The organism is Achromobacter sp. NPDC058515 (assembly GCF_042721735.1).
In the GTDB taxonomy this organism is placed as follows: domain Bacteria; phylum Pseudomonadota; class Gammaproteobacteria; order Burkholderiales; family Burkholderiaceae_B; genus Achromobacter.
Genome location: NZ_JBHXNI010000005.1, coordinates 211326 through 237409, shown reverse-complemented (window position 1 = coordinate 237409; position 26084 = coordinate 211326). Strand labels below are relative to the sequence as shown.

Annotated in this window: 25 protein-coding genes; 14 read left to right on the top strand and 11 right to left on the bottom strand. The window is 68.7% G+C overall.

All coding sequences use genetic code 11. The features are described from left to right. Positions 1 to 41 precede the first annotated feature (41 nt). On the bottom strand, positions 42 to 1151 hold the full coding sequence (locus tag ACFWP0_RS11865) for a YcjF family protein (RefSeq protein ID WP_377842200.1): 1110 nt from the start codon (positions 1149 to 1151) through the stop codon (positions 42 to 44). A 392-nt stretch (positions 1152 to 1543) separates the two neighbouring features. On the opposite strand from ACFWP0_RS11865, the gene ACFWP0_RS11860 reads away from it, so the two are divergent. After that, on the top strand, positions 1544 to 2539 hold the full coding sequence (locus ACFWP0_RS11860) for a hypothetical protein (protein WP_377842199.1): 996 nt from the start codon (positions 1544 to 1546) through the stop codon (positions 2537 to 2539). Beyond that, positions 2539 to 3723 carry a glycosyltransferase gene (locus tag ACFWP0_RS11855; protein ID WP_377842347.1) on the top strand — a complete coding sequence of 395 codons (1185 nt, stop codon included), beginning with the start codon at positions 2539 to 2541 and terminating at the stop codon, positions 3721 to 3723. The genes ACFWP0_RS11860 and ACFWP0_RS11855 overlap by 1 nt, the downstream gene beginning before the upstream one ends. Here ACFWP0_RS11855 and ACFWP0_RS11850 read toward each other — a convergent pair. From ACFWP0_RS11850 to ACFWP0_RS11840, 3 genes are all read right to left on the bottom strand, one after another. Continuing rightward, the gene (locus tag ACFWP0_RS11850; protein WP_377842197.1) at positions 3707 to 4189 is read right to left on the bottom strand and encodes a DUF2165 family protein; all 483 of its coding nucleotides are present in this window, start codon (positions 4187 to 4189) and stop codon (positions 3707 to 3709) included. The two genes, ACFWP0_RS11855 and ACFWP0_RS11850, sit on opposite strands and share 17 nt — an antisense overlap. A 112-nt stretch (positions 4190 to 4301) precedes the next feature. Beyond that, positions 4302 to 5411 carry an S-(hydroxymethyl)glutathione dehydrogenase/class III alcohol dehydrogenase gene (locus ACFWP0_RS11845; protein ID WP_377842196.1) on the bottom strand — a complete coding sequence of 370 codons (1110 nt, stop codon included), beginning with the start codon at positions 5409 to 5411 and terminating at the stop codon, positions 4302 to 4304. Between the two features lie 28 nt (positions 5412 to 5439). Then, the gene (locus ACFWP0_RS11840) at positions 5440 to 5730 is read right to left on the bottom strand and encodes a metal/formaldehyde-sensitive transcriptional repressor (protein ID WP_377842195.1); all 291 of its coding nucleotides are present in this window, start codon (positions 5728 to 5730) and stop codon (positions 5440 to 5442) included. A gap of 161 nt (positions 5731 to 5891) precedes the next feature. On the opposite strand from ACFWP0_RS11840, the gene hutC reads away from it, so the two are divergent. The 6 genes from hutC (at position 5892) to ACFWP0_RS11810 (ending at position 12719) form a co-directional block, all read left to right on the top strand. Further along, a complete protein-coding gene (gene hutC / locus ACFWP0_RS11835; protein WP_377842193.1) occupies positions 5892 to 6635 on the top strand; it encodes a histidine utilization repressor in 744 nt (247 codons plus the stop codon). Then, complete coding sequence (locus tag ACFWP0_RS11830; protein ID WP_377842191.1) at positions 6632 to 7234, top strand: HutD family protein; 603 nt, start codon at positions 6632 to 6634, stop codon at positions 7232 to 7234. The genes hutC and ACFWP0_RS11830 overlap by 4 nt, the downstream gene beginning before the upstream one ends. A 145-nt stretch (positions 7235 to 7379) precedes the next feature. Beyond that, on the top strand, positions 7380 to 9059 hold the full coding sequence (hutU, locus tag ACFWP0_RS11825) for a urocanate hydratase (protein ID WP_377842189.1): 1680 nt from the start codon (positions 7380 to 7382) through the stop codon (positions 9057 to 9059). A 15-nt stretch (positions 9060 to 9074) separates the two neighbouring features. Further along, positions 9075 to 10604, top strand: a complete 1530-nt coding sequence (gene hutH, locus ACFWP0_RS11820; protein WP_377842188.1) for a histidine ammonia-lyase — start codon at positions 9075 to 9077, stop codon at positions 10602 to 10604. Next, the gene (gene hutI / locus ACFWP0_RS11815; RefSeq protein WP_377842186.1) at positions 10604 to 11821 is read left to right on the top strand and encodes an imidazolonepropionase; all 1218 of its coding nucleotides are present in this window, start codon (positions 10604 to 10606) and stop codon (positions 11819 to 11821) included. Before hutH ends, hutI begins: the two co-directional genes overlap by 1 nt. 145 nt (positions 11822 to 11966) lie before the next feature. Further along, positions 11967 to 12719, top strand: coding sequence for a carbon-nitrogen hydrolase family protein (locus ACFWP0_RS11810; RefSeq protein ID WP_377842185.1), 753 nt, complete (start codon positions 11967 to 11969; stop codon positions 12717 to 12719). Between the two features lie 30 nt (positions 12720 to 12749). On the opposite strand, the gene ACFWP0_RS11805 is transcribed toward ACFWP0_RS11810, so the two are convergent. From ACFWP0_RS11805 to ACFWP0_RS11790, 4 genes are all read right to left on the bottom strand, one after another. Then, complete coding sequence (locus ACFWP0_RS11805) at positions 12750 to 14345, bottom strand: methyl-accepting chemotaxis protein (protein WP_377842183.1); 1596 nt, start codon at positions 14343 to 14345, stop codon at positions 12750 to 12752. Between the two features lie 191 nt (positions 14346 to 14536). Next, positions 14537 to 15946, bottom strand: coding sequence for an MFS transporter (locus ACFWP0_RS11800; protein WP_377842182.1), 1410 nt, complete (start codon positions 15944 to 15946; stop codon positions 14537 to 14539). Positions 15947 to 16059: 113 nt separating this feature from the next. Beyond that, entirely contained in the window at positions 16060 to 18123 is a 2064-nt protein-coding gene (locus ACFWP0_RS11795) for a site-specific recombinase (protein ID WP_377842180.1), read from the bottom strand. Between the two features lie 16 nt (positions 18124 to 18139). Continuing rightward, the gene (locus ACFWP0_RS11790) at positions 18140 to 19831 is read right to left on the bottom strand and encodes an MFS transporter (protein WP_377842178.1); all 1692 of its coding nucleotides are present in this window, start codon (positions 19829 to 19831) and stop codon (positions 18140 to 18142) included. Between the two features lie 206 nt (positions 19832 to 20037). Between ACFWP0_RS11790 and ACFWP0_RS11785 the strand changes: the two genes are divergently transcribed. Beyond that, positions 20038 to 20469 (top strand): DUF2809 domain-containing protein, encoded by a 432-nt coding sequence (locus ACFWP0_RS11785; protein WP_377842177.1) that lies wholly within the window; start codon positions 20038 to 20040, stop codon positions 20467 to 20469. A gap of 50 nt (positions 20470 to 20519) precedes the next feature. Here ACFWP0_RS11785 and ACFWP0_RS11780 read toward each other — a convergent pair whose 3' ends face one another. Further along, positions 20520 to 20735 (bottom strand): hypothetical protein, encoded by a 216-nt coding sequence (locus ACFWP0_RS11780; protein ID WP_377842176.1) that lies wholly within the window; start codon positions 20733 to 20735, stop codon positions 20520 to 20522. A gap of 228 nt (positions 20736 to 20963) precedes the next feature. Here ACFWP0_RS11780 and ACFWP0_RS11775 point away from each other — a divergent pair, with 228 nt between their 5' ends. The 4 genes from ACFWP0_RS11775 (at position 20964) to ACFWP0_RS11760 (ending at position 22743) form a co-directional block, all read left to right on the top strand. Beyond that, positions 20964 to 21695, top strand: coding sequence for a TenA family transcriptional regulator (locus tag ACFWP0_RS11775; protein ID WP_057286253.1), 732 nt, complete (start codon positions 20964 to 20966; stop codon positions 21693 to 21695). Positions 21696 to 21765: 70 nt separating this feature from the next. Further along, positions 21766 to 22065 (top strand): 2Fe-2S iron-sulfur cluster-binding protein, encoded by a 300-nt coding sequence (locus ACFWP0_RS11770; protein WP_377842174.1) that lies wholly within the window; start codon positions 21766 to 21768, stop codon positions 22063 to 22065. A gap of 5 nt (positions 22066 to 22070) precedes the next feature. Further along, positions 22071 to 22397, top strand: coding sequence for a ferredoxin (locus ACFWP0_RS11765; RefSeq protein WP_377842172.1), 327 nt, complete (start codon positions 22071 to 22073; stop codon positions 22395 to 22397). Positions 22398 to 22401: 4 nt separating this feature from the next. After that, positions 22402 to 22743, top strand: a complete 342-nt coding sequence (locus ACFWP0_RS11760; RefSeq protein ID WP_377842171.1) for a 2Fe-2S iron-sulfur cluster-binding protein — start codon at positions 22402 to 22404, stop codon at positions 22741 to 22743. A 25-nt stretch (positions 22744 to 22768) separates the two neighbouring features. On the opposite strand, the gene ACFWP0_RS11755 is transcribed toward ACFWP0_RS11760, so the two are convergent. Both ACFWP0_RS11755 and ACFWP0_RS11750 read right to left on the bottom strand, forming a co-directional pair. Then, entirely contained in the window at positions 22769 to 23485 is a 717-nt protein-coding gene (locus ACFWP0_RS11755; protein WP_377842169.1) for a GntR family transcriptional regulator, read from the bottom strand. Positions 23486 to 23564: 79 nt separating this feature from the next. After that, positions 23565 to 24308, bottom strand: coding sequence for a sulfite exporter TauE/SafE family protein (locus tag ACFWP0_RS11750; RefSeq protein WP_377842167.1), 744 nt, complete (start codon positions 24306 to 24308; stop codon positions 23565 to 23567). Between the two features lie 228 nt (positions 24309 to 24536). On the opposite strand from ACFWP0_RS11750, the gene ACFWP0_RS11745 reads away from it, so the two are divergent. After that, positions 24537 to 26069 (top strand): hypothetical protein, encoded by a 1533-nt coding sequence (locus tag ACFWP0_RS11745; protein ID WP_377842166.1) that lies wholly within the window; start codon positions 24537 to 24539, stop codon positions 26067 to 26069. Positions 26070 to 26084 lie beyond the last annotated feature (15 nt).

Below are 26084 nucleotides of genomic sequence, written 5' to 3'. Positions count from 1 at the left end.
CCCCCGATTAGCGGGGTCTGGCCCCGCAAGCGCCCGCGCGGTCAGAACTTGACGCGCTGCTTCAAGGCCTGGGCGATCATCGCAATGTCGATGTCCTTGCCGGGGTTCTTCAGGCAGAAGTCGTACAGCACCGCGACATAGGCGTTGCCCAGCAGCTTGGTGATGGCGCCGGCCGTCGTGGCGGCGATGGTGCCGCCCACCGCGCTGCCCGCGCCCGGAATGAACTTCAGCAGGCCCGATACGACCGAGCGGCCAATCAGCGTGGCGGCGGACGCGCCCAAGGTGGAGGTGACCAGCGTGGTGATGGCCGTGGTGTCCAGCTCCATGCCGAAGGTGATGCCGATCTTGGCGATCATGCCTACCTGGATCGGCACCAGCGCAAAGGCGTCCGAGAACGGGATCGGCGCGGCGGCGGCCGATGCGGCCAGGCCGGCGGCCACATTCACCTCGATCTCAGCCCGCTTTTTTTTTACTTCCAGGGCCTTCTTGTTGCGGGTGGACAGCGCGTTGGCGTAGGCCCTTTGCTGCGCCTCGGGGATATGCTCCGCGGTCACTTCGATCAGCTTGTCCAGCCCCATGGGCGGGAGTTCCGCGTCCAGCTCCTCGATCCATTCGGGCAGCGCTCGCACGGCGACGACTTGCTTGGCCCGGGGCAGCAGCTTGCGCGCTTCTTCGACGAAGGGGCTGTTCTTGCGCGCCTTGGTCAGCACCACGACGACAGGAATGCCGGCGTTGGCCAGCATGTCGCACAGTTCGATCTCCGCGTCCTCGACCCGGTGGCTGCTGTCCTGGATGCAGAGCCAGGCCACGTGCAGGTGCTTTTCCTGGTCGTCCGACGCCGAGCGTTCCAGGATCAGGTCCGCCAGCTGCTTGCGCGAGCGCTCGTAGTCGCCCACCTCCAGGCCGCGGGTGTCGATGATGGTGAGCGGATGGCCGGGCTTGGTGAATTCCTGGGTCGATTGGGTAACGGGCTTGCCCGAGCCGGTCCTGGCCAGTTCGCCGCGGAACACCGCGTTGATGAGGGTGCTCTTGCCCACGCCTGTCTTGCCGGCGATCAGGATGTTGACGCGGCCGGCGCCGCGCGTCGCGGTGCTGATCGCGTCCGCGATGGCGTCCTGCAATGCGGGGTGGTCGGGGCGGAGTGCGCTCATCTGTGGTGGCCGTGAATGCGAGGGGATGCGGGAACGATATCAGAACCTCGCGAATGAATGGCGCAACCCGGTCCGGCGGGCGCATTGCGCCGCGCCGCCGGGGATTCTTTGCCGCAAAACGTAATTGAAGGCGCAAGCCGCGACGGCGGGGCTTCCCGCGGTGCGAATGACAGGGCTCAAGCGCGGTCAGGCGCGTTGCACGGGCTCGCGCCCGCTTCCCTTCCCGTAATGTGAAAACCGCTCCGGCGCGGCCTTTGCGCGAACTATTTGGGGGCGTATGGGCATGCTCGTCAAAGCGTTACATCTCAAATTCTTCTCTCGCTTTTTCGCGTGGGGGGCTGCGTAGAATCGGCCCCTCGTCAAGCTTTGCCGCGGTACCCGCGCAACCATTCATGCCGCATTTTGCGCTCGTTCCCCGCTTGCTGCGTTCGCGCCCGTTGACCAAGGGCCTGCGCTATTTCTATCGCTATACACGGCCCAGGGCGCATCGGCACAACGAGGCGCTTTGGCCATTCGTGAGGGTGCGGCGCGATGCGCGGGACCAGCTTGCCGGCTGCGATCTGCATGGCGTGCGCGGCCCGGCGACCATCCCCCTGGGCCAACTGCCGCGCGGCATTGGCGGCGATGCGCACCTGATCCTGAGCGGGCCGTCCGTGGGGCTGATCGACTACGCGCAGTGCAGGCTGGGGGCGGTCATGGGGGTCAACGGCTCCATCGCCCTGCGCCGCAAGCATGCCACGCTGCGCTTTGACTACTACGCGATGCTGGATGCGGGCTTCGTCAAGCGCCGGCGCGATCTCGTGGCCGAGGTGCTGGCCCAGGACCTGCTGCTGTTCGTGACGCCCGAGGTGTATCGCTGGATCGCGGTGCTGTTCGACAACCGGACCGTCCGCTGCCGCATCGCGGTGTTCGAAGAGGTCCACCAGCGCGCCATGCAGCCGCGCGTGCGGCCCGACCAGCTCGAAGCGCAGCTTGGCGCCGATCCGGAGCTGGTCCTGTTCGACGCGCGCCACCCCATGCACGCGCATGGCTTCAGCCTGAACGCGGCGCGCGGGCTGTTCGGCGGGGGCACCGTCGCCTACACGTCCTTGCAGCTGCTGGCCTGGCTGGGCGCGAAGACGATCTACCTGCATGGCCTGGACCTGACGGCCGCCGCGGGGCCCCGTTTCTATGAAAGCGCGGATTCGCAACTGCCCACCGCGCTGGACCGGCAGTTTTCAGGGCACATCGAGCCCGCGTTCCGGCAGGCCAGCAGGCTGCTCAAGGCGCGCGGAATCAAGGTCTACAACCTTTCGCTCGCCAGCCGCCTGGGCGACGACGTGTTTCAGAAACGCCATTGGAGCTGCCTGCTGGAGGCTTTTCCGCAATCCCTACCGAGGGCCAAATGATGAAGATCCTCTACACCAATTTCCACCGGGGCGATGGCGGCGGCCACACCACTTACGTGATGTCGCTGGCGCGCATGCTGCGCCGCAAGTCGCAGGTCACGGTCGCCGCGCCTCGCGGCAGCCGCCTGCAGGCCGAGGCCGAGGCCCTGCCCGGCTTGCGCTCCATCGACCTGGAGTTCAAGGGGCGCCCGCTCCAGCAGCTCAGCGCGCTGCGCCGCCTGCGCGCCTTGCTGCGCAAGGAAGAATTCGACGTCCTCCACGTCAACGGTTCGGCCGACCATCGCCTGTGCATGCTGGCGACGATAGGCATGGGCGCCAGGCGCCCGTTCATCGTGTACACCCAGCACAATGATCGCGAAGCCACCAGCCTGGGCGTGCGCGTGCGCGCCAGATGGGGCACCAATCGCGTCATTTGCGTTTGCCGGCACACCTTCCGCCGGATGAAGCAGTCCGTGTATCGGGAGGAGGACCTGCGCGTCGTGCACAACGGCGTGGACACCGACAAGTGCCGTCCCGCCGGCCAGGACGAATCGGCGCGCGCGCGCGCCTCGCTGCTGCCGCCGGCCCTGCAAGGCCGCCTGGTCGTCGGCAGCAATGCCGGCACCGCGGACTACAAGAACTGGATCGACATGGTGGCTGCCGTGTCGATGCTGCCTGCGGAGCAGCGCGGGCAGATCGCGGTGCTGATCGCGGGCGAGATGCCGGGGGAAGAGAGGCTGCGGCAGGTCGCCGCGCTGGGCATGTCGGACCAGGTGGTGTTCACCGGCCTGCTGGACGACGTCGCGCCGGTGCTGGCCGCGCTGGACGTGGGCTTTGTGCTGTCGTCGAGGCTGGAGACGATTTCGTTCGCCTGCCGCGAGATGATGGCCGCGGGCAAGCCGGTGATCGTCACCAGCATGGGCGGCCTGACGGAGAATGTCACCGAAGGCCGCAATGGCTGGATCGTGCCGCCCGAGTCCGCGGAAAGCGTGGCCCGGACCTTGTCCGAGATACTGGAGAACCGCGCCGTTCTCCCGGCGATGGGCGCGGATGCGCGCAGCAGGGCGTTGAGGGAGTTCTCGCTGACGACCTTTGTCGCCGACACCGAGCGCGTCTACCGCGAGCGGAATTCGCGGCCGCCCTCCCTGTCGCATCCCGCTTCCCCGTCCGCGGCCCGGCGCCCGCGCGTCAGGGAATCAGGTTGAACAGCAGGAACGCCACTCCCGTCCACAGCAGCAGCGCGATGTGGGTCAGCTGCAGCGTTTCCTGCCGTATCCAGTAGCCGAACCACAGGCCGCTCAGGTGCATGGCCAGCAGGGCGGCGGACATGAAGGCCAGCGCGCCGTTCAGCCAGGGCCGGGCGGCGGCCAGGTCGCCCTGGATCAGCAAGGCGTGGCAGCCGATCCAGCCCAGCGCCGCGCCCAGCGCCTGCAGCAGCAGCAGCGCGGCCAGGGCGCCGCGGTGCAGGCTGGCTGAGCGCAATGCGCGGCTGAACAAGGGAGTGGGAATGCGGGGTTCTTGCGCCAGGGGTTGCATGGCCATGGTGGCTCCGACCGCCGCGGCCGATCCGGCGAAGTCCCGCAGGTTGTTCAATGCGGCAAGCGTGAGCCACAGCGCGATGCCGACGGCCTGGACGGACAGGAACAGCCAGACGGCGGTGTTCGGATTCATGAAACGGCGCCCATATTATGCAAGTAAAGTCTTGCATAATATGGGCGCCATCGTTTGCGCGCAATAAATCCCCTACGCCCCGGCTGTGTACGGGCCGCGGGGGATGCCCGCCTCAGTAGTGGATCACCGTGCGGATCGACTTGCCTTCATGCATCAGGTCGAAGGCCTCGTTGATGCGGTCCAGCGGCAGCGTATGCGTGACGAACGGGTCCAGGTCGATCTTGCCGCTCATGGCGTCTTCCACCATGCCCGGCAGCTGGGTGCGGCCCTTGACGCCGCCGAAGGCCGAACCGCGCCACACGCGGCCCGTGACCAGCTGGAACGGGCGGGTGCTGATTTCCTGGCCGGCGCCGGCCACGCCGATGATGATGCTCTCGCCCCAGCCCTTGTGGCAGCATTCGAGGGCGGCGCGCATCACGTGGACGTTGCCGATGCACTCGAACGAGAAGTCCACGCCGCCGTCGGTCAGCTCGACGATGACTTCCTGGATGGGCTTGTCGTGGTCCTTGGGGTTGATGCAGTCGGTGGCGCCCATGGCGCTGGCCAGCACGAACTTGTTGGGGTTCGTGTCCACGGCGATGATGCGGCCGGCCTTGGCCTGCACCGCGCCCTGGATCACCGCCAGGCCGATGCCGCCCAGGCCGAACACGGCCACGGTATCGCCTTCCTTGACCTTGGCGGTGTTGTGGACGGCGCCCAGGCCGGTGGTGACGCCGCAGCCCAGCAGGCAGACCTTTTCATGCGGGGCGGCCGGATTGATCTTGGCCAGCGAGATCTCGTTGACGACCGTGTACTCGCTGAACGTCGAGCAGCCCATGTAGTGGTAGAGCGGCTTGCCTTCGTAGCTGAAGCGCGAGGTGCCGTCGGGCATGACGCCCTTGCCCTGGGTGGCGCGCACCTTCTGGCACAGGTTGGTCTTGCCGGACAGGCAGAACTTGCACTCGCGGCATTCGGCCGTGTAGAGCGGGATGACGTGGTCGCCGGGCTTGAGCGAGGTCACGCCTTCGCCGACTTCGACCACCACGCCCGCCCCTTCGTGGCCCAGCACGGCCGGGAACAGGCCTTCGGGGTCGTCGCCGCTGAGCGTGAAGGCGTCGGTGTGGCAGACGCCGGTGTGCGTGATCTGCACCAGCACCTCGCCGCGGCGCGGAGGCGCGACGTCGATCTCAACGATTTCCAGCGGCTTGCCGGGTCCGAATGCGACTGCTGCGCGTGATTTCATAGCGTTGCTCCACGAAGGTCAGGTGGGGTTATTTCAAATAGGACCGGACGATGCGCATCAAGTCTTCGATCTGCGCTTCGGGTTCGATCCTGGCGTCTTGCGGACCGCCTCGGGCGGATTGCAGGAATGTCTCGCGGAGATGGCCCTCCAGCACCTCGGCCATCAGGCCATTGGTGGCGCCGCGCAAGGCGGCCAGCTGCTGCAGCAGCGCGCCGCACTCCGTGCCTTCGTTGACCGCGCGTTCCAATGCTAACGCCTGCCCCTGGATGCGGCGCAAGCGGGTGACTACGCGTTTCTTTTCTTCCGGGGAGTGCGGCACGGCAGGCTCCGATTAGATACAGGGGGGGAGTATACGGAATCCGGATGGCCGCGTCCAGGGCGCGCGCCTGGCGCGTCTGCCGGCGACAGCCATCTGTACCTGTCTATACTGCGTCCTATAATTTCCCCGTCAGCCCAGCGGCACACAATAGGACTTCCCCCGTGGCCACTACTCCGCCCAGATTGCCGGTCCAGGACAACGCCCCGCCCGCGCCGTTCTACGCGCAGGTCAAGCAGATGATCGCGCAGCAGATCCGCAGCGGCGCCTGGCCCGCCCATTACCGCGTGCCTTCGGAAGCCGAGCTCGTCGACGAGCTTGGCTACAGCCGCATGACCATCAATCGGGCCCTGCGCGAGCTGACCTCCGAAGGCCTGCTGGTGCGCATGCAGGGCGTGGGCACGTTTGTCGCCCAGCCGAAGGCGCGGTCGGCGCTGTTCGCCGTCAACAACATCGCGGACGAGATCGCGGGCCGCAATCATCGCCACCACAGCCGCGTGCTGCGGCTGGCCGAGGAACCCGCCGGCAGCGAGCAGGCGCTGGCGCTGGACATCCGCGCGGGCCAGCCGGTGTTCCACTCCGTCATCGTCCACTACGAAGACGACGTGCCCATCCAGCTGGAGGACCGCTACGTCAATGTGCACCTGGCGCCCGACTACCTGAAGCAGGACTTCACGCAGGGCACCCCCTACGAGTACCTGACGCGCGTGGCCCCCCTGACCGAAGGCGAGCACGTCGTCGAGGCCATCCTGGCCAAGCCGCGCGAGTGCCAGCTGCTGCAGATCGAACGCGGCGAGCCCTGCCTGCTGATCCGGCGGCGCACCTGGTCGGGCGAACGCGCCGTGACCTTGGCGCGCCTGATCCATCCGGGGTCCCGTCATCGCCTGGAAGGAAAATTCTCGACATGAATCATCCTGAAGTGCGGCTATACCGGGCCGCGGACTACCCGCGCATGCCGTGGCGCAACGGCGCAGGCACGACCCAGGAGGTCGCCTGCAATCCGGGCGGCAGCACCGCCGCGTTCGACTGGCGGCTGTCCCTGGCCGACGTGGGGCAGGACGGGGCGTTTTCCGCCTTCACGGGCTATCAGCGCATCATCACCGTGCTGGAAGGACGGGGCATCGAGCTCACCGTGGACGGGCGCCGGCAGGCGCCCCTGGCGCCGCGCGCGGCATATGCGTTTTCCGGCGACGCCCAGGTCGACTGCCGCCTGCTGGACGGCCCGATCCGCGACTTCAACCTGATCTACTCGCCGGCGCGCCACCATGCCCGCCTGCAATGGGTGGCGGGCCCCGGCCCGTGGACCTTCCACAGCAGCGCCCGCAGCGTGCTGGTGCTGAACGCCGGCGACGCCCTGTCGCTGCGGGTCGACGATGCGGAGCATGCGCTGCCCTCGCGCTACGACTGCCTGCATATCGAGGGACAGGACCGGCTGGCCCACTACCGCCTGAGCGCCGCCGGCGCGCTGGACGCCTGCGTCATCGAACTGCTTGCGCGCCAGGCCTGAGAGGCCGGTTCCGGTCCTTTCTAGGGGAAATCCCTGGTCCGGATTCTGGTCTTCCTATCTTGTATATACAAGCATAGGCATCCTATGATGCAGGCATCGTTGCGCGTGCTACCGGCGCGCGGCCGAACCGACCAGGGAGAGTGTCTTGGAAAAATCGAAGCGTTACCGCGACGCCGAAATCCGCGCCCCGCGCGGCAATCAGTTGACCGCCAAGAGCTGGCTGACCGAAGCGCCTTTGCGCATGCTGATGAACAACCTGGATCCGGACGTGGCCGAGAACCCCAAGGAACTGGTGGTGTATGGCGGCATCGGACGCGCTGCGCGCGACTGGGACTGCTATGACCAGATCGTCGCGTCGCTCAAGGAACTGAACGACGACGAAACGCTGCTGGTGCAGTCGGGCAAGCCGGTAGGCGTGTTCAAGACCCACTCCAACGCGCCGCGCGTGCTGATCGCCAATTCCAACCTGGTGCCGCACTGGGCCACCTGGGAACACTTCAACGAGCTGGATGCCCGCGGCCTCGCGATGTATGGCCAGATGACGGCGGGAAGCTGGATCTACATCGGCAGCCAGGGCATCGTGCAAGGCACGTACGAGACCTTCGTCGAGGCCGGCCGCCAGCACTACGACGGCAAGCTGGCGGGCCGCTGGGTGCTGACCGCGGGCCTGGGCGGCATGGGCGGCGCGCAGCCGCTGGCCGCCACCCTGGCCGGCGCATGCTCGCTGAACATCGAATGCCAGCAGGCCAGCATCGACTTCCGCCTGCGCACGCGCTACGTCGACGAACAGGCGCATGACCTCGACGACGCGCTGGCCCGCATCGCCCGGTACACGAAGGAAGGGCGTGCCGTTTCCGTGGCGCTGTGCGGCAACGCCGCCGAGATCCTGCCGGAGCTCGTGCGCCGGGGCGTGCGTCCCGACATGGTCACCGACCAGACCAGCGCGCATGATCCGCTGAACGGCTACCTGCCGGCGGGCTGGACCTGGAGCGACTATCGCGAGCGCGCCCGGCACGAACCCGCCGAGGTCGTCAAGGCGGCCAAGCAGTCGATGGCCGCGCACGTGCGCGCCATGCTGGAGTTCAAGCGGCGCGGAGTGCCGACCTTCGACTACGGCAACAACATTCGCCAGATGGCCAAGGACGAAGGCGTGGCCGATGCCTTCGACTTTCCCGGCTTCGTGCCGGCGTACATCCGGCCGCTGTTCTGCCGGGGCGTGGGTCCGTTCCGCTGGGCCGCGCTGTCGGGCGACCCCCAGGACATCTACAAGACCGACGCCAAGGTCAAGGAGTTGATCCCCGACGACGCCCACCTGCATCGCTGGCTGGACATGGCCCGCGAGCGCATCAGCTTCCAGGGATTGCCGGCGCGCATCTGCTGGGTGGGCCTGGGGCAGCGGGCCAGGCTGGGCCTGGCGTTCAACGAAATGGTCCGCAGCGGCGAACTGGCCGCGCCCGTGGTCATCGGACGCGACCACCTGGATTCCGGGTCGGTCGCCAGCCCCAACCGCGAAACCGAAGCCATGCGCGACGGCTCCGACGCCGTGTCCGACTGGCCGCTGCTCAACGCCTTGCTGAACACCGCGGGCGGCGCCACCTGGGTGTCGCTGCATCACGGCGGCGGCGTGGGCATGGGCTTCTCGCAGCATGCGGGCATGGTGATCGTGTGCGACGGGACCGACGCCGCCGCCGAGCGCATCGCCCGCGTGCTGACCAACGATCCGGGCACGGGCGTCATGCGCCACGCGGATGCCGGCTACGAGCTTGCCGTCGAGTGCGCGCGGGAGCAGGGCCTGAACCTTCCCATGATCACCGGCAAGCGTTAAGACTGGAGTCCGAGCATGGATTTGCACCTGAAACCCGGCCACATGACGCTTGCGGACCTGCGCCGCGTCTACCAGGAACCCGTCAGCCTTACCCTGGATCCCGGCGCCTCGCACGCTATCGACGCCAGCGTGGCGACCGTCGAGCGCATCATCGCCGAGGGGCGCACGGTCTACGGGGTCAACACGGGCTTCGGGCTGCTGGCTTCGACCCGGATCGCGCGCGAAGACCTGGAGGCCCTGCAGCGTTCGCTTGTGCGGTCGCATGCGGCCGGCGTGGGCGAGGCGCTGGACGACGCCATGGTCCGGCTCGTCATGGTGCTCAAGATCAACAGCCTGGCGCGCGGCTATTCGGGCATACGCCGCAAGGTGATCGACGGCCTGATCGCGATGGTGAATGCGGGTGTCTATCCGCACATCCCGCTTAAAGGGTCGGTGGGCGCATCGGGCGACCTGGCGCCCCTGGCCCATATGTCCCTCGTGCTGCTGGGCGAAAGCCGCGCGCGCCATCAGGGCGAATGGCTGCCGGCCCGGGAGGCCTTGGCCCGCGCTGGCCTGGAGCCCCTGACCCTGGCGGCCAAGGAAGGCCTGGCGCTGCTCAACGGCACGCAGGTGTCCACGGCCTACGCGCTGCGCGGCCTGTTCGAGGCCGAGGACCTGCTGGCCGCGGCGCTGGTGTGCGGCAGCCTCAGCGTGGAAGCCATGCTGGGTTCGCGCGTGCCCTTTGATGCCCGCATCCACGCGGCGCGCGGCCAGCCCGGCCAGATCGCCGTTGCCGCCGTCTACCGCGAACTGCTTGGCCAGGACAGCGAGGTCGGGCATTCGCATGCGGACTGCGACAAGGTCCAGGACCCGTACTCGCTGCGCTGCCAGCCGCAGGTCATGGGCGCCTGCCTGACGCAGATCCGGCACGCCGCGGACGTGCTGGAGATCGAATCGAACGCCGTGTCCGACAACCCGCTGGTGTTCTTGGAGCAGGGCGACGTGATATCGGGCGGGAATTTCCACGCCGAGCCGGTGGCGCTGGTGGCCGACAACCTGGCGCTGGCCCTGGCCGAGATCGGCGCATTGTCCGAACGCCGCATCGCCCTGATGATGGACAAGCACATGTCGCAGCTGCCGCCCTTCCTGGTCAGCAACGGCGGCGTCAATTCGGGCTTCATGATCGCGCAGGTGACGGCGGCGGCGCTGGCCAGCGACAACAAGGCGCTGGCGCATCCCGCCAGCATCGACAGCATGCCGACCTCCGCCAACCAGGAGGATCACGTGTCCATGGCGCCGAACGCGGGCAAGCGGCTCTGGCCCATGGCCGAGAACGTTCGCGACATCCTGGCGATCGAATGGCTGGGCGCGTGCCAGGGCCTGGATTTCCGCGAGGGGCTGAAGTCCTCCCCCAAGCTCGAAGCGGCCCGCCGGCTGCTGCGCGAGCAGGTGGCGCACTACGAGAACGACCGCTTCTTTGCGCCGGACATCGCCGCGGCCAGCAGCCTGATCGGCGCGCAGGCGCTCAACGCCCTGATGCCCGCGGGCTTGCTGCCGAGCCTGTGATGGATATCCTCTGGCGCAACTGCCATGCCGCCACGATGGCGCGCGGCGAGTATTCCGCGGTCGAACGCGCCGCCATCCTGACGCGCGGCGACCGCATCGAATGGATCGGCCCCGAAGCGGCGCTGCCGCCGGTGGACGCGGCCCGGGTCCATGACTTGCGCGGGGCCTGGGTCACGCCCGGACTGATCGACTGCCACACGCACCTGGTGTTCGGCGGCAACCGCAGCCAGGAGTTCGAGCAGCGGCTGCAAGGCGTGGACTATGCGCGCATCGCGGCGCAGGGCGGCGGCATCGCCAGCACGGTGCGCGCAACGCGCGGCGCCACCGAGGACGAGCTCTACGCCAGCGCCCGGCGCCGGGCGCTGCACCTGCTGCGCGATGGCGTGACCACGCTGGAGGTCAAGTCCGGCTACGGGCTGGACCTGCCCAACGAGCGCAAGATGCTCAGGGTGGCCCGGCGGCTGGGGCACACCCTGCCCTTGACCGTGCGCGCGACCTGCCTGGCGGCGCACGCCCTGCCGCCCGAGTTCGCCGGGCGCGCCGACGACTACATCGACGAGGTCGCGCGGCGCATGCTGCCGGTGCTGGCGGCCGAAGGCCTGGTGGACGCCGTGGACGCGTTCTGCGAACACCTGGCGTTTTCGCCCGAACAGGTAGAGCGCGTGTTCCAGGCTGCGTCGCAGCTGGGGCTGCCGGTCAAGCTGCACGCCGAGCAGTTGTCCTCCCTGCATGGCGCCTCCCTGGCGGCGCGCCATGGTGCGCTGTCGGCGGACCACCTGGAATACCTGACCGAAAGCGACGTGCTTGCCATGGCCGCGGCGGGCACCGTGGCCGTGCTGCTGCCGGGCGCCTTCTACGCCCTGCGCGAAACCCGGCTGCCGCCCCTGGACCTGCTGCGCCGGCACGGCGTGCCCATCGCCATTTCCAGCGACCTGAATCCGGGAACGTCCCCTGCCCTGTCCCTGCGGCTGATGCTGAGCATGGCCTGCACGCTGTTCCGAATGACGCCCGAGGAGGCGCTGGCGGGCGCCACGGCGCACGCGGCCAGGGCGCTGGGCTTGCAGGCCACGCACGGCGTCCTGGCGGCCGGCATGATGGCGGACTTCGTGGCCTGGGAGGTGGAGCATCCGTCCGAACTGGCCTACTGGATCGGCGGCGACTTGCCCAAGCAGGTGGTGCGGCACGGCGCGCTGGTGGACGTGGCGGCCTTGGGCTGACGGGCGGCGGATCCGGACAGGATCGCGCCCGATACGGACCCGCCCGGGCGCGAAAGCGCCGTTTCCTCCGCGGGCGTTTTACGATGCTCGCCTGGGACGTCCGTTGGGGACGTCGAGATGCGGGGTGGGACGTATGCGGATCTGCATGATGGAAGGGCCGGTCGATCTGTCGCCGGAAGGCGCAACCTGGGAGGGCATCGCCGATCGCATCGGCGAACTGGCGCCCGACCTGCTGGTTACCAACGAAATGCCCTTCGGGCCCTGGCTGGCGGCGTCCCCGTCGTACGACCCGGCGCTGGCGGCCGAGTCCGTGCGCCTGCACGAGGCGGGGCTTGAGGCCCTGGCCGCGCTGAAGCTGCCCGCCATCGTGTCGTCCCGGCCGGTGCCCGCCGGCGCCCGGCTGGCCAATGAGGCGTTTGCCCTGCAGGGCGGGCGCTACACCCCCCTGCACCACAAGCAGTACTTCCCGGAAGAGCCCGGGTTCTTCGAGGCCACCTGGTTCCGTTGCGCGATGGACGGCTTCGAGGTCTTCGAGGTGGGCGGCGTGCGCGTCGGCGTGCAGTTGTGCACCGAGCTGATGTTCAACGAGCGCGCCCGCCGCTATGGGCGCGACGGCGCCGAACTGATCGTGGCGCCGCGCGCCAGCGGCGCCTCCACCAGCCGCTGGCTGACGGCGGGCGCCATGGCGGCGCTTGTGTCCGGATGCTATGTGGTCAGTTCGAACCGGGCGGGGCGCACGGCGCAGGGGCAGGTCTTCGGGGGCATGGCGTTTGCCTTCCAGCCCGATGGCGAGCCGCTGGCGCAATCCACCGACGCCGAGTCCATCGTTGCGATCGAGGTGGACCCCGCCCGCTCGCGGGCGCAGCAGGCGCTGTACCCCTGCTACGTGCGGGAATAGCGCGCGCCGCGCCCGCGGGCGGGCGTCACGTCAGGCCGCCAGCGCCAGCTGCAGGCGGCCCTGAACCGACGGGGGCAGGCGGAAGGCGCTGACGGCGCCTTGGAGCCGCTCGGCCTGCGTCTCCAGCGATGACGCGGCGGCCGCCGCCTCTTCGACCAGCGCCGCGTTCTGCTGCGTCACCTGGTCCATCTGGTTCATGGCCGTGTTCACCTGGTCGATGCCCGTCACCTGTTCGCGCGACGCCGTGGCAATCTCGTTCACCAGCAGCGTGAGGCGTTCGATGGTGGCCAGTATTTCCTCCATGGTGCGGCCCGCGGCCTCCACCTGCGCGGAACCGGCCTGCACGGTGGCGCCGGAGGCCTCGAGCAGCTGCTTGATTTCCTTGGCGGCGCCGGCGCTGCGTTGCGCCAGCGACCGGACCTCGGCGGCCACGACCGCGAAGCCCTTGCCCTCTTCGCCGGCGCGGGCGGCCTCCACCGCCGCGTTCAGCGCCAGGATGTTGGTCTGGAACGCGATGCTGTCGATGACGCCAACGATGTCCTCGATGCGGCCGGAGTCCTGGGCGATCTCGCGCATGGTGCTGACCGCGGCCTGCACGGCCTCGCCGCCGCGCTGCGCCACGTCGGACGCGGCGACAGCCATCTGGTTGGCCTGGCGGGCGTTTTCCGCATTGCTGGTGACGGTGGACAGCAGCTGCTCCATGCTGGCGGCGGTTTCCTCCAGCGAGGCCGCCTGCTGTTCGGTGCGGCTGGACAGGTCCTGGTTGCCGGCGGCGATTTCGCGGGATCCCGTGTTGATCTCGGCCACGCCGTCGCGCACCGCATGCACGGTGCGCACGAGGCTCGCCTGCATCTCTTGAAGATAGGGAATGATCTGGCCCACGCAGTTGTTGCCGAAGGAGGCGATCGGCGTGGTCAGGTCGCCATTGGCGATGCGCTGGAAATGGTTCCGGATCATGTCCAGCGGGCGCTTGACGGCGAACATAACGTAGCGGTCGCCCAGCGCCAGCAGCAGCAGGCAGATGCCCAGCACCACGCCCATGCCGACGTAGGCCTGCCGGCGCTTGGCGTCCGCGTTCGCCCAGAGCTGGATCTCGTACTCCTTGGCGTAGGCCTCGTAGTTCTCGATGCTCTTGCCGAAGGCGCGGCTGGCCATGACGACGGGACCCGCCGCCTGTGCGCGCGCCTGGTCGACGGCGCCGGCCTCCAGATGCTGGCGCTGCGCGGCGATGGCGGCGACCAGCGCATCGAAGCCGGACCGCATCGGGTCGAGGATGCCCGGCGGAGAGTCCTGGCCGGCCAGCTCGACAAACAAGGCTTGCTGCTGCCTCGCCTCGGCGAGCGCGGCGTCGACGCTGCGCCCCGCCTCGGCCGCCTTGTCCTTGTCGCCTTCGGCGGCGTATTCCAGCTGGCGCGACAGCCGCAGCCGGGCGCGCATGATCTGGTCGTTGACCCGCGACAGGGCGGAGACTTCGTGGAGGAGTTCGTTGCTGGCCGCAAGCGCTTCGCCGGCGTTGTGCAGGCCATTGACGCTGATGGCCGACAGCCCGGTGATCAGGGCGCTGATCGTGAGCAGCGTGCACAAGATCATGCGGCGGATGGTGATGTTCTTCAGTAGCTGTTTCATGCGCGTCGTTCCCAGGTTCAGCGAGTGCTGTGCAAGGACAACGGCGGGGCCTGGCGGATTATTTAGCCGGCGTTTCACATCTTACAAACGGCGGCCGGGGCGGCCACGTAATTGATAGGAAACGTAACGGCGCGGCGAGGCCGCGCGGGAGGCCGCGGCGCGGGCGGGGAGCAGCCGTCCGCGCTTGCGCCTCAGCGGGCCGCCGGGGCCCGCGCGGGCTCGCTTGCGTCAAAACGCAGGCGCGAGAAACTGGCAATGCAGGCCAGCGCGGCGCACAAGCCGCCCAGCCACAGCGCGACGACGGCGCCGTGCGTGGACGAGACGTTGAAGCAGGCGGCCACCAGCGCCGCCCCGGTGGCCTGCCCGAGCAGGCGCACCGTGCCGATCATGCCGCTTGCGCCGCCCGCGCGCGAGGCCGGCGCCGACGTCATGATGGCGCGCAGATTGGGGGACTGGAAAAAGCCGAATCCCGCGCCGCAGATCGCCATGCGCCAGCAGATGTCCCAGACGGACGGCGCGGCGGGCATCAGCGCCAGCAGCACCATGCCCAACGCCAGCAGCGCCAGGCCGACGCCGCCCAGGATGCCGGCGGGATAGTGGTCGGACAGGCGGCCGGCAATCGGCGCCATCACGGCCACCACCACCGGCCAGGGGGTGATCAGGAAGCCCGTTTCCACCTGGCTGTAGCCCAGCACGGTCTGGAGCATGAACGGCAGCGAGACGAACGCGAGCGCCTGCGCGGCGAACGCGCACACGGCGGTGGCGGCGGACAGCGCGAACAAGGGCCGGCGCAGCAGGTCCACCGCGAGGATGGGCGCGGGATGGCCCGCCTGCCGGCGCATCAGCAGCCACAGGCAGACCGCGGCGACGCCCCACTCCAGCGCGATCCGGGGCCAGGGGGCGCTGTGCGCCAGTTCATTCGAACCCAGCACGAACAGGCCCAGCGCCAGCGCGCACAGCAGCGCGGCCAGCCCGTCAAAGCCATGCGGCGCCCGCGTGGTCTCGGGCAGGCCGCGCAGGGCCAGCGCCGCCGCCAGGATGCCGATGGGCACGTTGATCAGGAACAGCCAGTGCCAGGAGCCCAGCAAGAGGATGGCCGACGCCGCCGTGGGGCCCGCGGCGAAGGACAGCCCCACCACCATGGCGTTCAGCCCCAGGCCGCGGCCCAGCATGTGCGAGGGATAGATGAAGCGCAGCAGCGCGCCGTTCACGCTCATGACCCCCGCCGCGCCCAGGCCCTGGAGAACGCGCGCCGCCACCAGCGTGGGCAGCGTGGGCGCCAGGCCGCAAGCGAGCGAGGACAGCGTGAAGACCGCCAGGCCCACCATGTAGACCCGCCGGTGCCCCAGGATCTCGCCCAGCGCGGCCGCGGGCAGCAGGCCCGCCACCATGGCCAGTTGATAGCCGCTGATGATCCAGATGGAGCCCGCCTCGCTGGCCTGCAGGTCGCGCGCGATGGTCGGCAGCGCCGTGTGGGCGATGGCCGTATCCAGGCTGGCCATGCAGACCGCCAGCATGACGGCCAGGAGCGCGCCCAGGCGCTCCGCGGCAGGCAGGCCGACGCCAGCCGGATAGACGGTACTGCGGGAGAACGAGAGCATGAAGTGGCCGCGATGCGAGGGCGTCCGGGCGGAGCGTCCGGAATCGTGAGCACTGATTCTAATGCGGCGCCGGGATTCAACGCTTCGTCAGCATCCGGCGCGCAGGCCGGCGTCTAGGGTTGCCCGGGCGCCGGACGCGGCTTGACCGGCCAGAACAGCGTGGCGGGACGCTGCCAGATGCGCTGCCGCACGCCCGCCGACAGGGAGTCGCGGTCGCCGCGGCGCAGGTCCCGGGAGCGCAGCGCCACGTTGAAGGCCAGCGCAAAGCTCACCACCACGTTGAGCACGCCGGTCGCGGCGGCGCCCGCCACGGCCATCCAGAAGGCGTGCGTATGCACGACCTCCCAGCCCAGCGTGCCGAGCGCGGCGCCGATCTGGCCCGCGCTGAGCGTCACATGGCGAACCTCCACGTGCGGCCCGAAGAAACTCACGATGGCCGGGCCGATGCCCAGCATCAGGCCCAGCGACACGTTGCCGGCGATGCCCGAGACATTCCGCTGCCAGAACCCGGCCCAGCGGACTGCGCCGCGTTCGCCGAACAGGTGGCGCGCGCGCCGGTCGTAGGCCATTACGTCATGCACCCGGTGCAGCGCGAACCAGTTGTCCGCCCAGCCGGCGATCAGGCTGGACAGCCAGAGCAGCACGCCGGTCGCCGCCGCGTAGATGGGCGTCGGGCCCCAGATGGAGAACGAGTCCAGGGTCTCTTGCGCCTTGTCCGCGCCGATCAGCGGATGGCCGAGCGCATGCATGGCCACCCATTGGACCGCCCACGCCATGGGAAACACCACGGCGAGGTTGCCCAGGATGGCCGCCGCGTTCGAGCGGATCATGGACAGCGTGTCGTCGACGAAAGCGTCGCGCCCTTGCGGCGTGTGGGCCGCGTCCAGCCGGTGGGCAAGCGCCGGGCCGGTCATCGCCGGCTGCTTGGTGGCCAGCGTGAAATGCGCGAAGTGGATGACGAGGAAGCCGCCCGCGTAATTTACCGAGGCCAGCAGCCCTTCGATGAACTTGTCCAGGTGCAGCGAGACGACGAAGAACTTCAGGTACACCGTGAACACCATGACGAATCCGCCGCCCAGCGACGCCTTCAGCATGTCCAGGTATTCCACCGGGTCGCGCGCTATGTAGTGTTCGCCGGTTTCGGCGGTGCGTTCCATCACCCGCCGCGCCAGCTGGGCGAAGGACGAGGCCGCCAGGTGGCGGATGCTGCCGCGCGCCTGCGTGGAGCGGACCAGTTCGGCGATCAGGTGCACGTACTTGTGGCGCTGCGTCGGATCCACCCACACGCTCAGCAGCAGCTCGATGCGCGCCAGGCGCAGCTTCATGCGTTCGATCTGGAAGACCACTTCGACCGAGACGCCGTTCTCCTCCAGCTCGTCATACACGCCCTGCGAGGCGGCGCGACAGCCGTCCAGCAGGGCCCGGAACACATTCAGCCGCCGTCCGAAGACCTCGCGAGGCGTGTCCGGCGGGCTGGCGCACAGTTCGGCGGCGGCGGCCGCCAGCGCAAAGAACGGCGTGTCCTGCGCGCGGCCGGGCAGGCGCGAGCGGATGTCCTGGCTGAGTCCGGTGGCGCGCACCTGGCTGACCAGCACCTGGATGCTGCTGGTCAGCGCCTCCTCCAGGCGCGGGGACGCCGGCGCGGGCGCGGCGGGGTCCGGGCGTTCCATGCCGTCGCCCAGGCGGAGCAGCGCGCGCAGGCGCATCAGCGTGGCGTCGTCCAGGGTCTCGATCCATTGCGCATCGCCGGCGCGGCGAAAGATCAGGGCGAACAGGCTGAACATGTCGCCGCGGTTCGGGGGCGGCGGCAAGAGCCGCGCCTGCGCGCGCTCCCAGAATTCGCCCCAGAAGCCCGGGTGCGAGGCCACGCCGGTATCGCAGAGCAGCGAGGTCGGGTCGTTGTCGGCCAGCAGCGAGCGCAGCGTGGCGGCGGCCGGGCCGGCCAGCCCCGGGTTGTGCTCAAGCACTTGCAGCAGATAGCGCAGGCGCGCGTGCTGGGGGTGGCGGCCGTTGTCAGCCGGCTCGCTGCCCGGCCGGTTCAGCCAGCGGCACAGGTCCACCATCCACAGGTTGCGCTCGCCCAGCGGGGCTTGCGGGTCGGCGTTGGACAGGATGACGTCGAGCTGGGGCCCGCCATGCCGCGAGGCCCGCCATCTGCGCCAGAGAGAGGTGAGCATGGGCGGGCCTCGCGGTTCATAGGGATTCGGGGTCTCGGCGCAGCGAGAAGCCCTGCGCTTCGTTCATGGCCAGATAGCTGACGTTGCGCGACACCACGGGCGGCTTATCGCCGACGTGCAGCGCGCGCACCTCGTCCAGCACCATCTTGTCGGCCAGCGTCATGCGGTCGATCATGCGCAGATACTGCATCCAGCTTTCCACCAGGAACACTTCGCGCCAGACGCCTTCCCGCTCCAGGTCGCGAAACAGCTGCCATTGCTGCGCGCCATTGCGCAGCCGCAGCAGCCGCAGCGGGCGGGCGGCGTGGATCAGGGCGGCAAGCTTGTCCTGGCTGATGAGGTATTCCACCGCCACCAGCACGGCGCCGTGCTGGGTGTTGAAGCCGGCGGCGGCCATGGCGGGCTCCGTATCGTCGGCGCGCGCCAGCGACTGCGTGTCGACCTGCTCGGGCAGGCGCGACCGGTACAGCAGGGCGACGGTAACGGCCAGCATGATGCCGGCGGCCGACAGCGCGCCGGATACGCCCATGGTGCCGGCGAAGTGGCCCCACATGAACGAGCCGGCCGCCAGTCCGCCGAAGATGGCCGTCTGGTACAGCGCCAGGGCGCGCGCCTTCACCCAGTCGGGCACCAGCATCTGGACGGTGGTGTTGTAGGTGGCCAGCACGCCGATCCAGCAGCTGCCCGACAGCAGCAGCGCCGGAAACGCGACCCACAGGGTCTCGGTCAGGCCCAGCGCCAGCAGGCAGGCGGCCAGCAAGGCGGCGGCGACGCTGATCAGCCCGCTCGCGCCCCAGGCGGCCTGCGCCCGGCGCACCAGGGCGCTGCCCAGGATGGCGCCCACGCCCAGCGCGCCCAGCATGTAGCCGTACAGCAGCGCGTTGCCGTCTTCGTGTTCATGCGCCAGCAGGGGCAGCAGCGCCCACAGCGCGCTGGCCGACAGGCCGAAGGCGAACGAGCGCAGCATCACGACGCGCGTCACGGTGGAGTGCTGGGTGTAGCGCAGCGCGGCCACCACGCCTTCGAAAATGCCTTCGGGCGGCAGGCGGCGCAGGGGCAGGTCGCGCTTCCAGCGCCAGATCGCCCAGATCAGGCCGCCGTAGCAGAAGCAGTTCAGCAGGAAGACCCAGGGCGCGCCCATGGCGCCCAGCAGCAGGCCGCCGATGGCGGGGCCCACCGCGCGCGCCACGTTGAAGTTCACGCTGTTGAGCAGCACTGCGCTGCCGACGTGGGCGCGAGGCACCTGTTCGCCGACGGCGGCCTGCCAGGCCGGGGTGACGACGGCGCTGCCGATGGCGATGCAGAACACGGAGGCGATCAGCGTGATGGGATGCAGCAGCCCGGCGAAGGCGAGCACGGTAATGAAGACGCCGCCGGCCAGCTCCAGCAGCATGCCGGTCAGCATGACCTTGCGGCGGTCGTAGTTGTCGGCCAGCACGCCGGTCAGGATGGACAGCGCGACCAGCGGGAAGGCGGCGGCCACCTGGATCATGGCGACCATCAGGGGGCTGCTTTGTTCGGTGGTGATGATCCAGGCGGCAGCGACGGACTGCGCCCAGGTGCCCAGGTTGGCGAACAGGTTCGCGATCCAGATGATGCGGAATGCGGGAAAAGCGAAGGGGGAAAGCGTGCTGACCTGCAGGACAGGTGCGGGGGCGGCCGGCGGGTCGGCCGGCAGGTCGGTCGTGGCCGAGACGGGTTGCAGCATAAGGGCTTGTTCGGGGCGCCCCGGGGGCGCCCTTTCCGGGCTTAGTCTGGGTCGGACAATGGTACGCCTAAGGGGGCGGGGTTGGGGGCGTCTCATGCTTTTCTAGTACCCTGCCCCGGGTGCCGCCGTTCAAGGCTGCACGCCCTGACCCGGCAGCGCGTCCGCCGACGCATGCCGCCGTTCCACTATTTGCGATTTCTGTTTCGATGACCCTGACTTTCAATGGGCGCGCGTTTGCCGCCCTGCTTGCCGTGACGGCGTTGCTGGCGCTGATCGCCACCCTGGGCGCGCCCCATCCTTTCCTGCGCGGATTCGTGGGCGACGTGGTGGCGGTGGGCTGGGCGTATCTGCTGTACCGCAGCTTCATCCGCGCGGGCGTGCTGCCGCTGGCGCTGGCTGCGCTGTTCACGGGGTATGCGGTGGAGCTGGGCCAGTACCTGGCCCGGCATTTCGGCTGGCGCCTGGAGCAGCCGGTCTTGCGCGTCGTCCTGGGCAGCGTGCCGGACTGGTGGGACGTGCTGGCCTATACCGTGGGCTTCGCGCTGGTGCTCGTGCTGGCCGGGGGCGCCGCGCGCCGCCAGAAAGGCGCCGCGCTGCAGCACGCCCGGATGCAGGCCAGCCTGCGCGCAAGGCGCTAGCGGCCGCGCCGCTGCCCGGGGCGGCCGTCCCCGGACGTCATCCTATCGGGTCAACCTGCGTGGCAAACCGTGTCGTCGCCCTGCGAGCGCGCGGCGGGCGCCGCTGCGCGCTGCGGTTGCAGGCGCGCGTTGCGGAACGGCGCCAGGCATTCAGCCCAGGACGAGGGGAACAAGGGAGTGGCGTGGCGCACGGCATCGCGGCGGGCGTAATGGCCAAGCAGCTGCTGGCCGATGGGGGCGTCTCCAAGGGGATGGCGGGTATTCATGGTATTTCCGTATTGCATTGAAAGTGTATTCATTGTACGTCGATCCGCCTGGCTGGTCCAGTCCACCCCGTGGCCCGCAAGTGCTTGATCCAAAAGAGACCGTCCCTATTTCGAATGGCTTTCTTCGGGATTGCCCTAGCAGTCCAAAACAGTAGACGGTATACAATGTTCATCATGCCCGGGCTGACACAGGCCTGGAATCCCTCCCCACTGGACCTGGAGCGCGTCATGGCAGAACTGATGAACCGAGATGAATTCCGTACCGCGTTGGAAAACGCGATCAAGGGCAAGAGCGCGAACGCCTCGCCCTTTTCGATTGCCTGGGCCGAGGGCAAGCTCAGCCGCGAGCACCTGTCGCGCTGGGCCGAGAACCACTATCACTACGTGGGCCCGTTCGCCGACTACCTGGGCTACCTGTACGCCCGCACGCCGGACACCTACACCGAGGCCAAGGACTTCCTCTTGGCCAACATGTACGAAGAGGAAATCGGCGGCGACCGCCATACGGACCTGCTGATCCGCTTTGCCGAAGCCTGCGGCACCACCCGCGAACGGGTGACGAACCCCGACAACATGTCGCCCACGACGCGCGCGCTGCAAAGCTGGTGCTACGCCGTGGCCATGCGCGAGGATCCGATCGTGGCGGTGGCCGGCCTGGTCGTGGGCCTGGAGTCGCAAGTGCCGTCCATCTACCGCAAGCAGACGCCAACCCTGCGCGAGAAGTACGGCTTTACCGACGAGGAAGTCGAATTCTTCGACCTGCACATCGTGTCCGACGAGATCCACGGCGAACGCGGCTACCAGATCGTGCTGGAGCACGCCAACACGGTGGAGCTGCAGCAGCGCTGCCTGAAGATCTGTGAGATCGGCGCGCAGATGCGGCTGCTCTACACCACGGCGCTCTACACCGACTACGTGCAGCAGGAAATCAAGCTGCCCGAACTGGGCCTTGCCGCCTGATTCCCCGGCCATGCCGTCCGGCGCCTGGCGCCGGGCGGCCGCCGGACCGCAGATCCTGGATGACAGACCCATGCCTACCGTTGTGTTTCATAAAGGCGGCCAGACCTACACCGACGTGGTGAAGGACAACACCAACCTGGTGGTGCGGGCCGGCATCAAGCAGTTTCCGTTTCCGCATCTGCGCTATGAATGCGGCATGGGCAAGTGCGCCAAGTGCGCCTGCCGCGTGCTGGCCGGGGCCGAGCACCTGCCGCCGGTGAACTGGAAGGAAAAAAAGCAGCTCGGCGACCGCATCGACCAGGGCTACCGGCTGGCGTGCCAGCTCTGGCTCAGCAGCGATATCGAGCTGGTCCAGGACGTGGAGGCATAGCGGCGATGGAACCCGTATACGTCATCCTCACCACCAAGCCCGGCGTGTTCCGCACCGAAGCGGGCGACGGCGCGGACATCGTCGAAACCTACGACTACGTGTTCTACGGCCGGGCGCTGGCGGTGTTCAGCATCGCGCGGCTGCGCCGCGACATCAAGCTGGTCGTCACCGAGGAAACGCCGCCGTACGTGGTGAACCACGTGCCGTCCAAGTTCCTGGAGAAGTTCGCGTCGGTTGACGCCGCCCGCAAGGAGCTGGCCCACCTGACGCGCTTTGGCAGCATGGAGTCGACGTTGACGCTGAGGTCCGGCGCCATCGCCGCGGAGCACTGAACACATGGTCCAGATCACTTTCATTTCCAACGGCGGCAAAGTCGCGACGGCCCCGGAAAACAGCAATCTGCTGCGCGTGTCGCTGAAGGAAAAAGGCGGCATCCCGTTCAAGTGCGGGGGCGGCCTGTGCGGCACGTGCAAGTGCCGCATCGAAGAGGGGCTGGAGCACACCGACGCGATCAAGCCCAAGGAGCGCAAGCACCTGCGGCCCGAGGATTTCGAGGCCGGCTACCGCATGGCCTGCCAGACCTTCGTGAACGGCGACGTCAAGGTGTCGTGGGTGGTGCAGAACGGCAAGGGCGTGGTGGTGGGCGCGGCGCCCGATCCGGTGCCGGCGGCGACCTGATCGCCGCAGCCCGGCCCGCGGCCCCTCAGGCCACGGACGCTTGCGGTTGCTGGGCCTCGGTGTAGGCCTTCGCGGCGTTGTGCACGTGCTGGCTGGCCAGCAGCGCCGCCAGGTCGCCGTTGCCGGCGATGACCGCGTTCAGGATCTGCGAATGCTCGTCCCAGTTCTGCTTGGCGCGGCGCATGTTGCTGGGCGCGAACAGCAGCGCCGTGCGGTCGCGTAGCGAACGCATCAGGTCGGTCAGCACCACGTTGCCGCCGATGGTGGCGAGCATTTCGTGGAACTGCGAATTCAGCGCCAGGAACTTGTCCAGCTGCTCGCTGCGCGCGGCTTCCGTGCCCTCGCGCAGGAAGGCCTGCAGGCGTTCCACGGTCTTCTCGTCGCGGCGCTGCGCCGCCAGCTTGGCGTTCAGCCCTTCCAGCGTGGCGCGCACCTCCACCATGTCATAGGCGACCGCGTCGGACAGCACCGACACGGACGCGCCGCGGCGCGGCTCGATCGTGACCAGCCCTTCGGCGGCCAGCGCGCGCAGCGCCTCGCGAACGGGGATGCGGGACACGCCCATTTCCTCGGACAGGCGGCCTTCGACCAGGCGGTCGCCGGGGGTGAACTCGCCGCTGAGGATGCGTTCGCGCAGCTTGTCGCGGATGACGGCAAACAACTGCGGGTGCTGCTCGCCGATCTTCAGCGGAGCGGAAGACTGCGTCTCTACGGCTTGCGGGCTGACGGGAGAAGTTGTCATGGCGAGCAGGGTTGGCGTAATGGATACAGTCTCCATTGTATTACCGGGTGTAGCCGAACGCAGTCGGGAGCGTGACGCATCAGGCCCCCGAGAAGGCTTTGACCAGCACCCCCACGGCGCCCAGGGCGCAGGCCGCGAGCAGCACGCCGCGCACCGCGCGCGCAGGCAACCGGGTGCGCAGCCGGTTGGAGACCGCAAAACCGGCCAGCAGGAAGGGCGCCAGGCTGAGGGCCAGCCCGGCGTGGTAACCCGTATACCGCTTGGCCAGCGCGAGCATGGCAAGCGAAAAAATCGATCCCAGAAACAGCACCATGCCCAGCGTGGCGCGCAGCCGCGGGGGCGCGGAATGCTGCAGCACGATGGCGATGGGCGGCGCGCCCACCGAGGTCATCGTGCCCATGATGCCCGAGGCCACGCCCGCGCCGGAGACGCGGCCCGGCGTGGCCGTAAAGCGCAGTCCGGCCACGCTGAGCGCCACGGCGATCAGGATCATGCAGGCGAACAGCACGCCCAGCGCCTGGGGCGCAAAGCGCGCCATGGCGTAGATGGCGATCAGGGTGCCCACGGCGCGGCCCGCCAGCGCATAGGACACGGCCGGCCAGTCGATGGCGGCGCGCTCGCGCAGCGCGGTCAGAAGCGAGATGAAGCCGCCCAGCGTCAGCAGCGGTCCGGGGGCCAGCTGAGGAAAATACATGGCCGCCACCGGCGCGGCGAACATCGCGAAGCCCACGCCGCCCACGCCCTGCGCCACGGCTGCGCCAAACACCACCGCCGCCATGGCGGCGTAGTGCCAGAGATCGGGGGACGAAAGAAGTGACGGCATGCTTCGCGTTTGTAAATTATGTATACGATAGTCTATCGATGATTTCGACCAAATGGACGAAGCGCGCTAAAACCTAGGGTAATCCCCTGATTTTTAGGCATTATTCATCGAGATTTCAGAATTATCGCTTTCCCTAGGCGATGCATATTTCGGTTGGTATGGCTCACAACGAAATATAGTATACCGACTGTGGCGACCCAACAGCCACGCATACAAGGGGAATAGCGCATGCAATCGGACGTGGTGCTCAATGCCGCTCATTGGATATACCTGATCAGCGTGGCCGCCATCATCTTGACGATGATCCTGCGGGCCAATGTGGTGGTGCCTTCGGTCATCGGCACCTTCCTGGTGGTGCTGGCCATTACGGGCAACCCGATCAGCGCCCTCATCGGCATCTTCTCGGCCAGCTTCGTGGCGGCCAAGGAGCTCTTCAACATCTTTCTTGTCATCACCTTCATGACGGCGCTGCTCAATGCGCTCAAGACCCTGCAGGCGGACGTGCGCATGGTGCAGCCGTTTCGCCGGGTCATGCGGGGCGGGCATTCTTCCTTTGTGATCATCGCGCTCTGTACGTATGTGATTTCGCTGTTCTTCTGGCCCACGCCCGCCGTGCCGCTGGTGTCGGCCATCCTCCTGCCCGCGGCCATCGCGGCCGGGCTGCCGCCGCTGGCGGGCGCCATGGCCATCGCCATCGCCGGCCAGGGCATGGCCCTGTCTTCGGACTACGTCATCGGGGTGGCGCCGAGCATCAGCGCCAAGGCGGCGGGGGCGGCGGTCAGCGCGGCCGTGGTGGCCGACCGGGCGCTGGTGCTGTCGCTGATCACCGGGGCGGTGGCGCTGGTCGCCGCCTACCTGCTGGTGCGCAAGCACATCGTGCCGGCCGATCCGGCGCTGCTGTCGGCCTGGCAGGCCCGCGCGCAGGACGGCAGCCTGGCGCGCATGGAGCAGGCCGGCTCCTTCGACAAGGCGGAACTCGCGCGCGGCACCATGGGCGCCGATCCCGCGCTGCCCCGCGGCCCCGAGCTGAGCGAGGAGGAGCGCCGCCGGGTGCGCTGGTCCAAGACGTTCGCGGTGGTGACGCCGCTGGCCTTCCTGGCCGTGATCGCGGTGATGGTGCTGCCCCGCCTGTTCCCGTCCCTGCCCGCCCTGCGCGGCGGCGACGCGGCGGCGCTGGTGGGCGGCGTGGCCTTCGTGGTGATGATGCTGGTCACCCTGGCCGCCGAGGGGCCGCGCAAGATGCTGGACGTCTGTCCGGAGCACGTGACCGACGGCTTCGTGTTCGCCTTCAAGGCCATGGGCTCGGTGCTGCCGATCGCCGGCTTCTTCTTCGTGGGCGCCAATGAAACCGCGGCGCAGATCCTGGGCGTGCCCCAGGCGCAGGCCCCGGGGCTGCTGTTCGAGGTGATCTCGGCCGCGCAGCACCTGATACCCGAAAACCACTATCTGGTGGCGTTCGGCGTGCTCATCGTGGGCATGATTACCGGCATCGATGGCTCGGGCTTCGCGGGGCTGCCACTGACCGGCACCCTGTCGGGCGCGCTGGGCCCGGTGGTGGGAGTGGACCCCGCGACGCTGGCGGCGGTGGGCCAGATGGGCGCGGTGTGGACGGGCGGCGGCACCCTGATCGCGTGGTCTTCCCTGATCGCCGTGGCGGGCTTTGCCCGGGTGAATGTGCTGTCGCTGGTGCGCGCCCTGCTGCTGCCGGTGCTGCTGGCGCTGTTCGTGTCCACCATCTGCGCCGTGCTGATCTGGAGCTGAGCGCGGCGCGCGGCC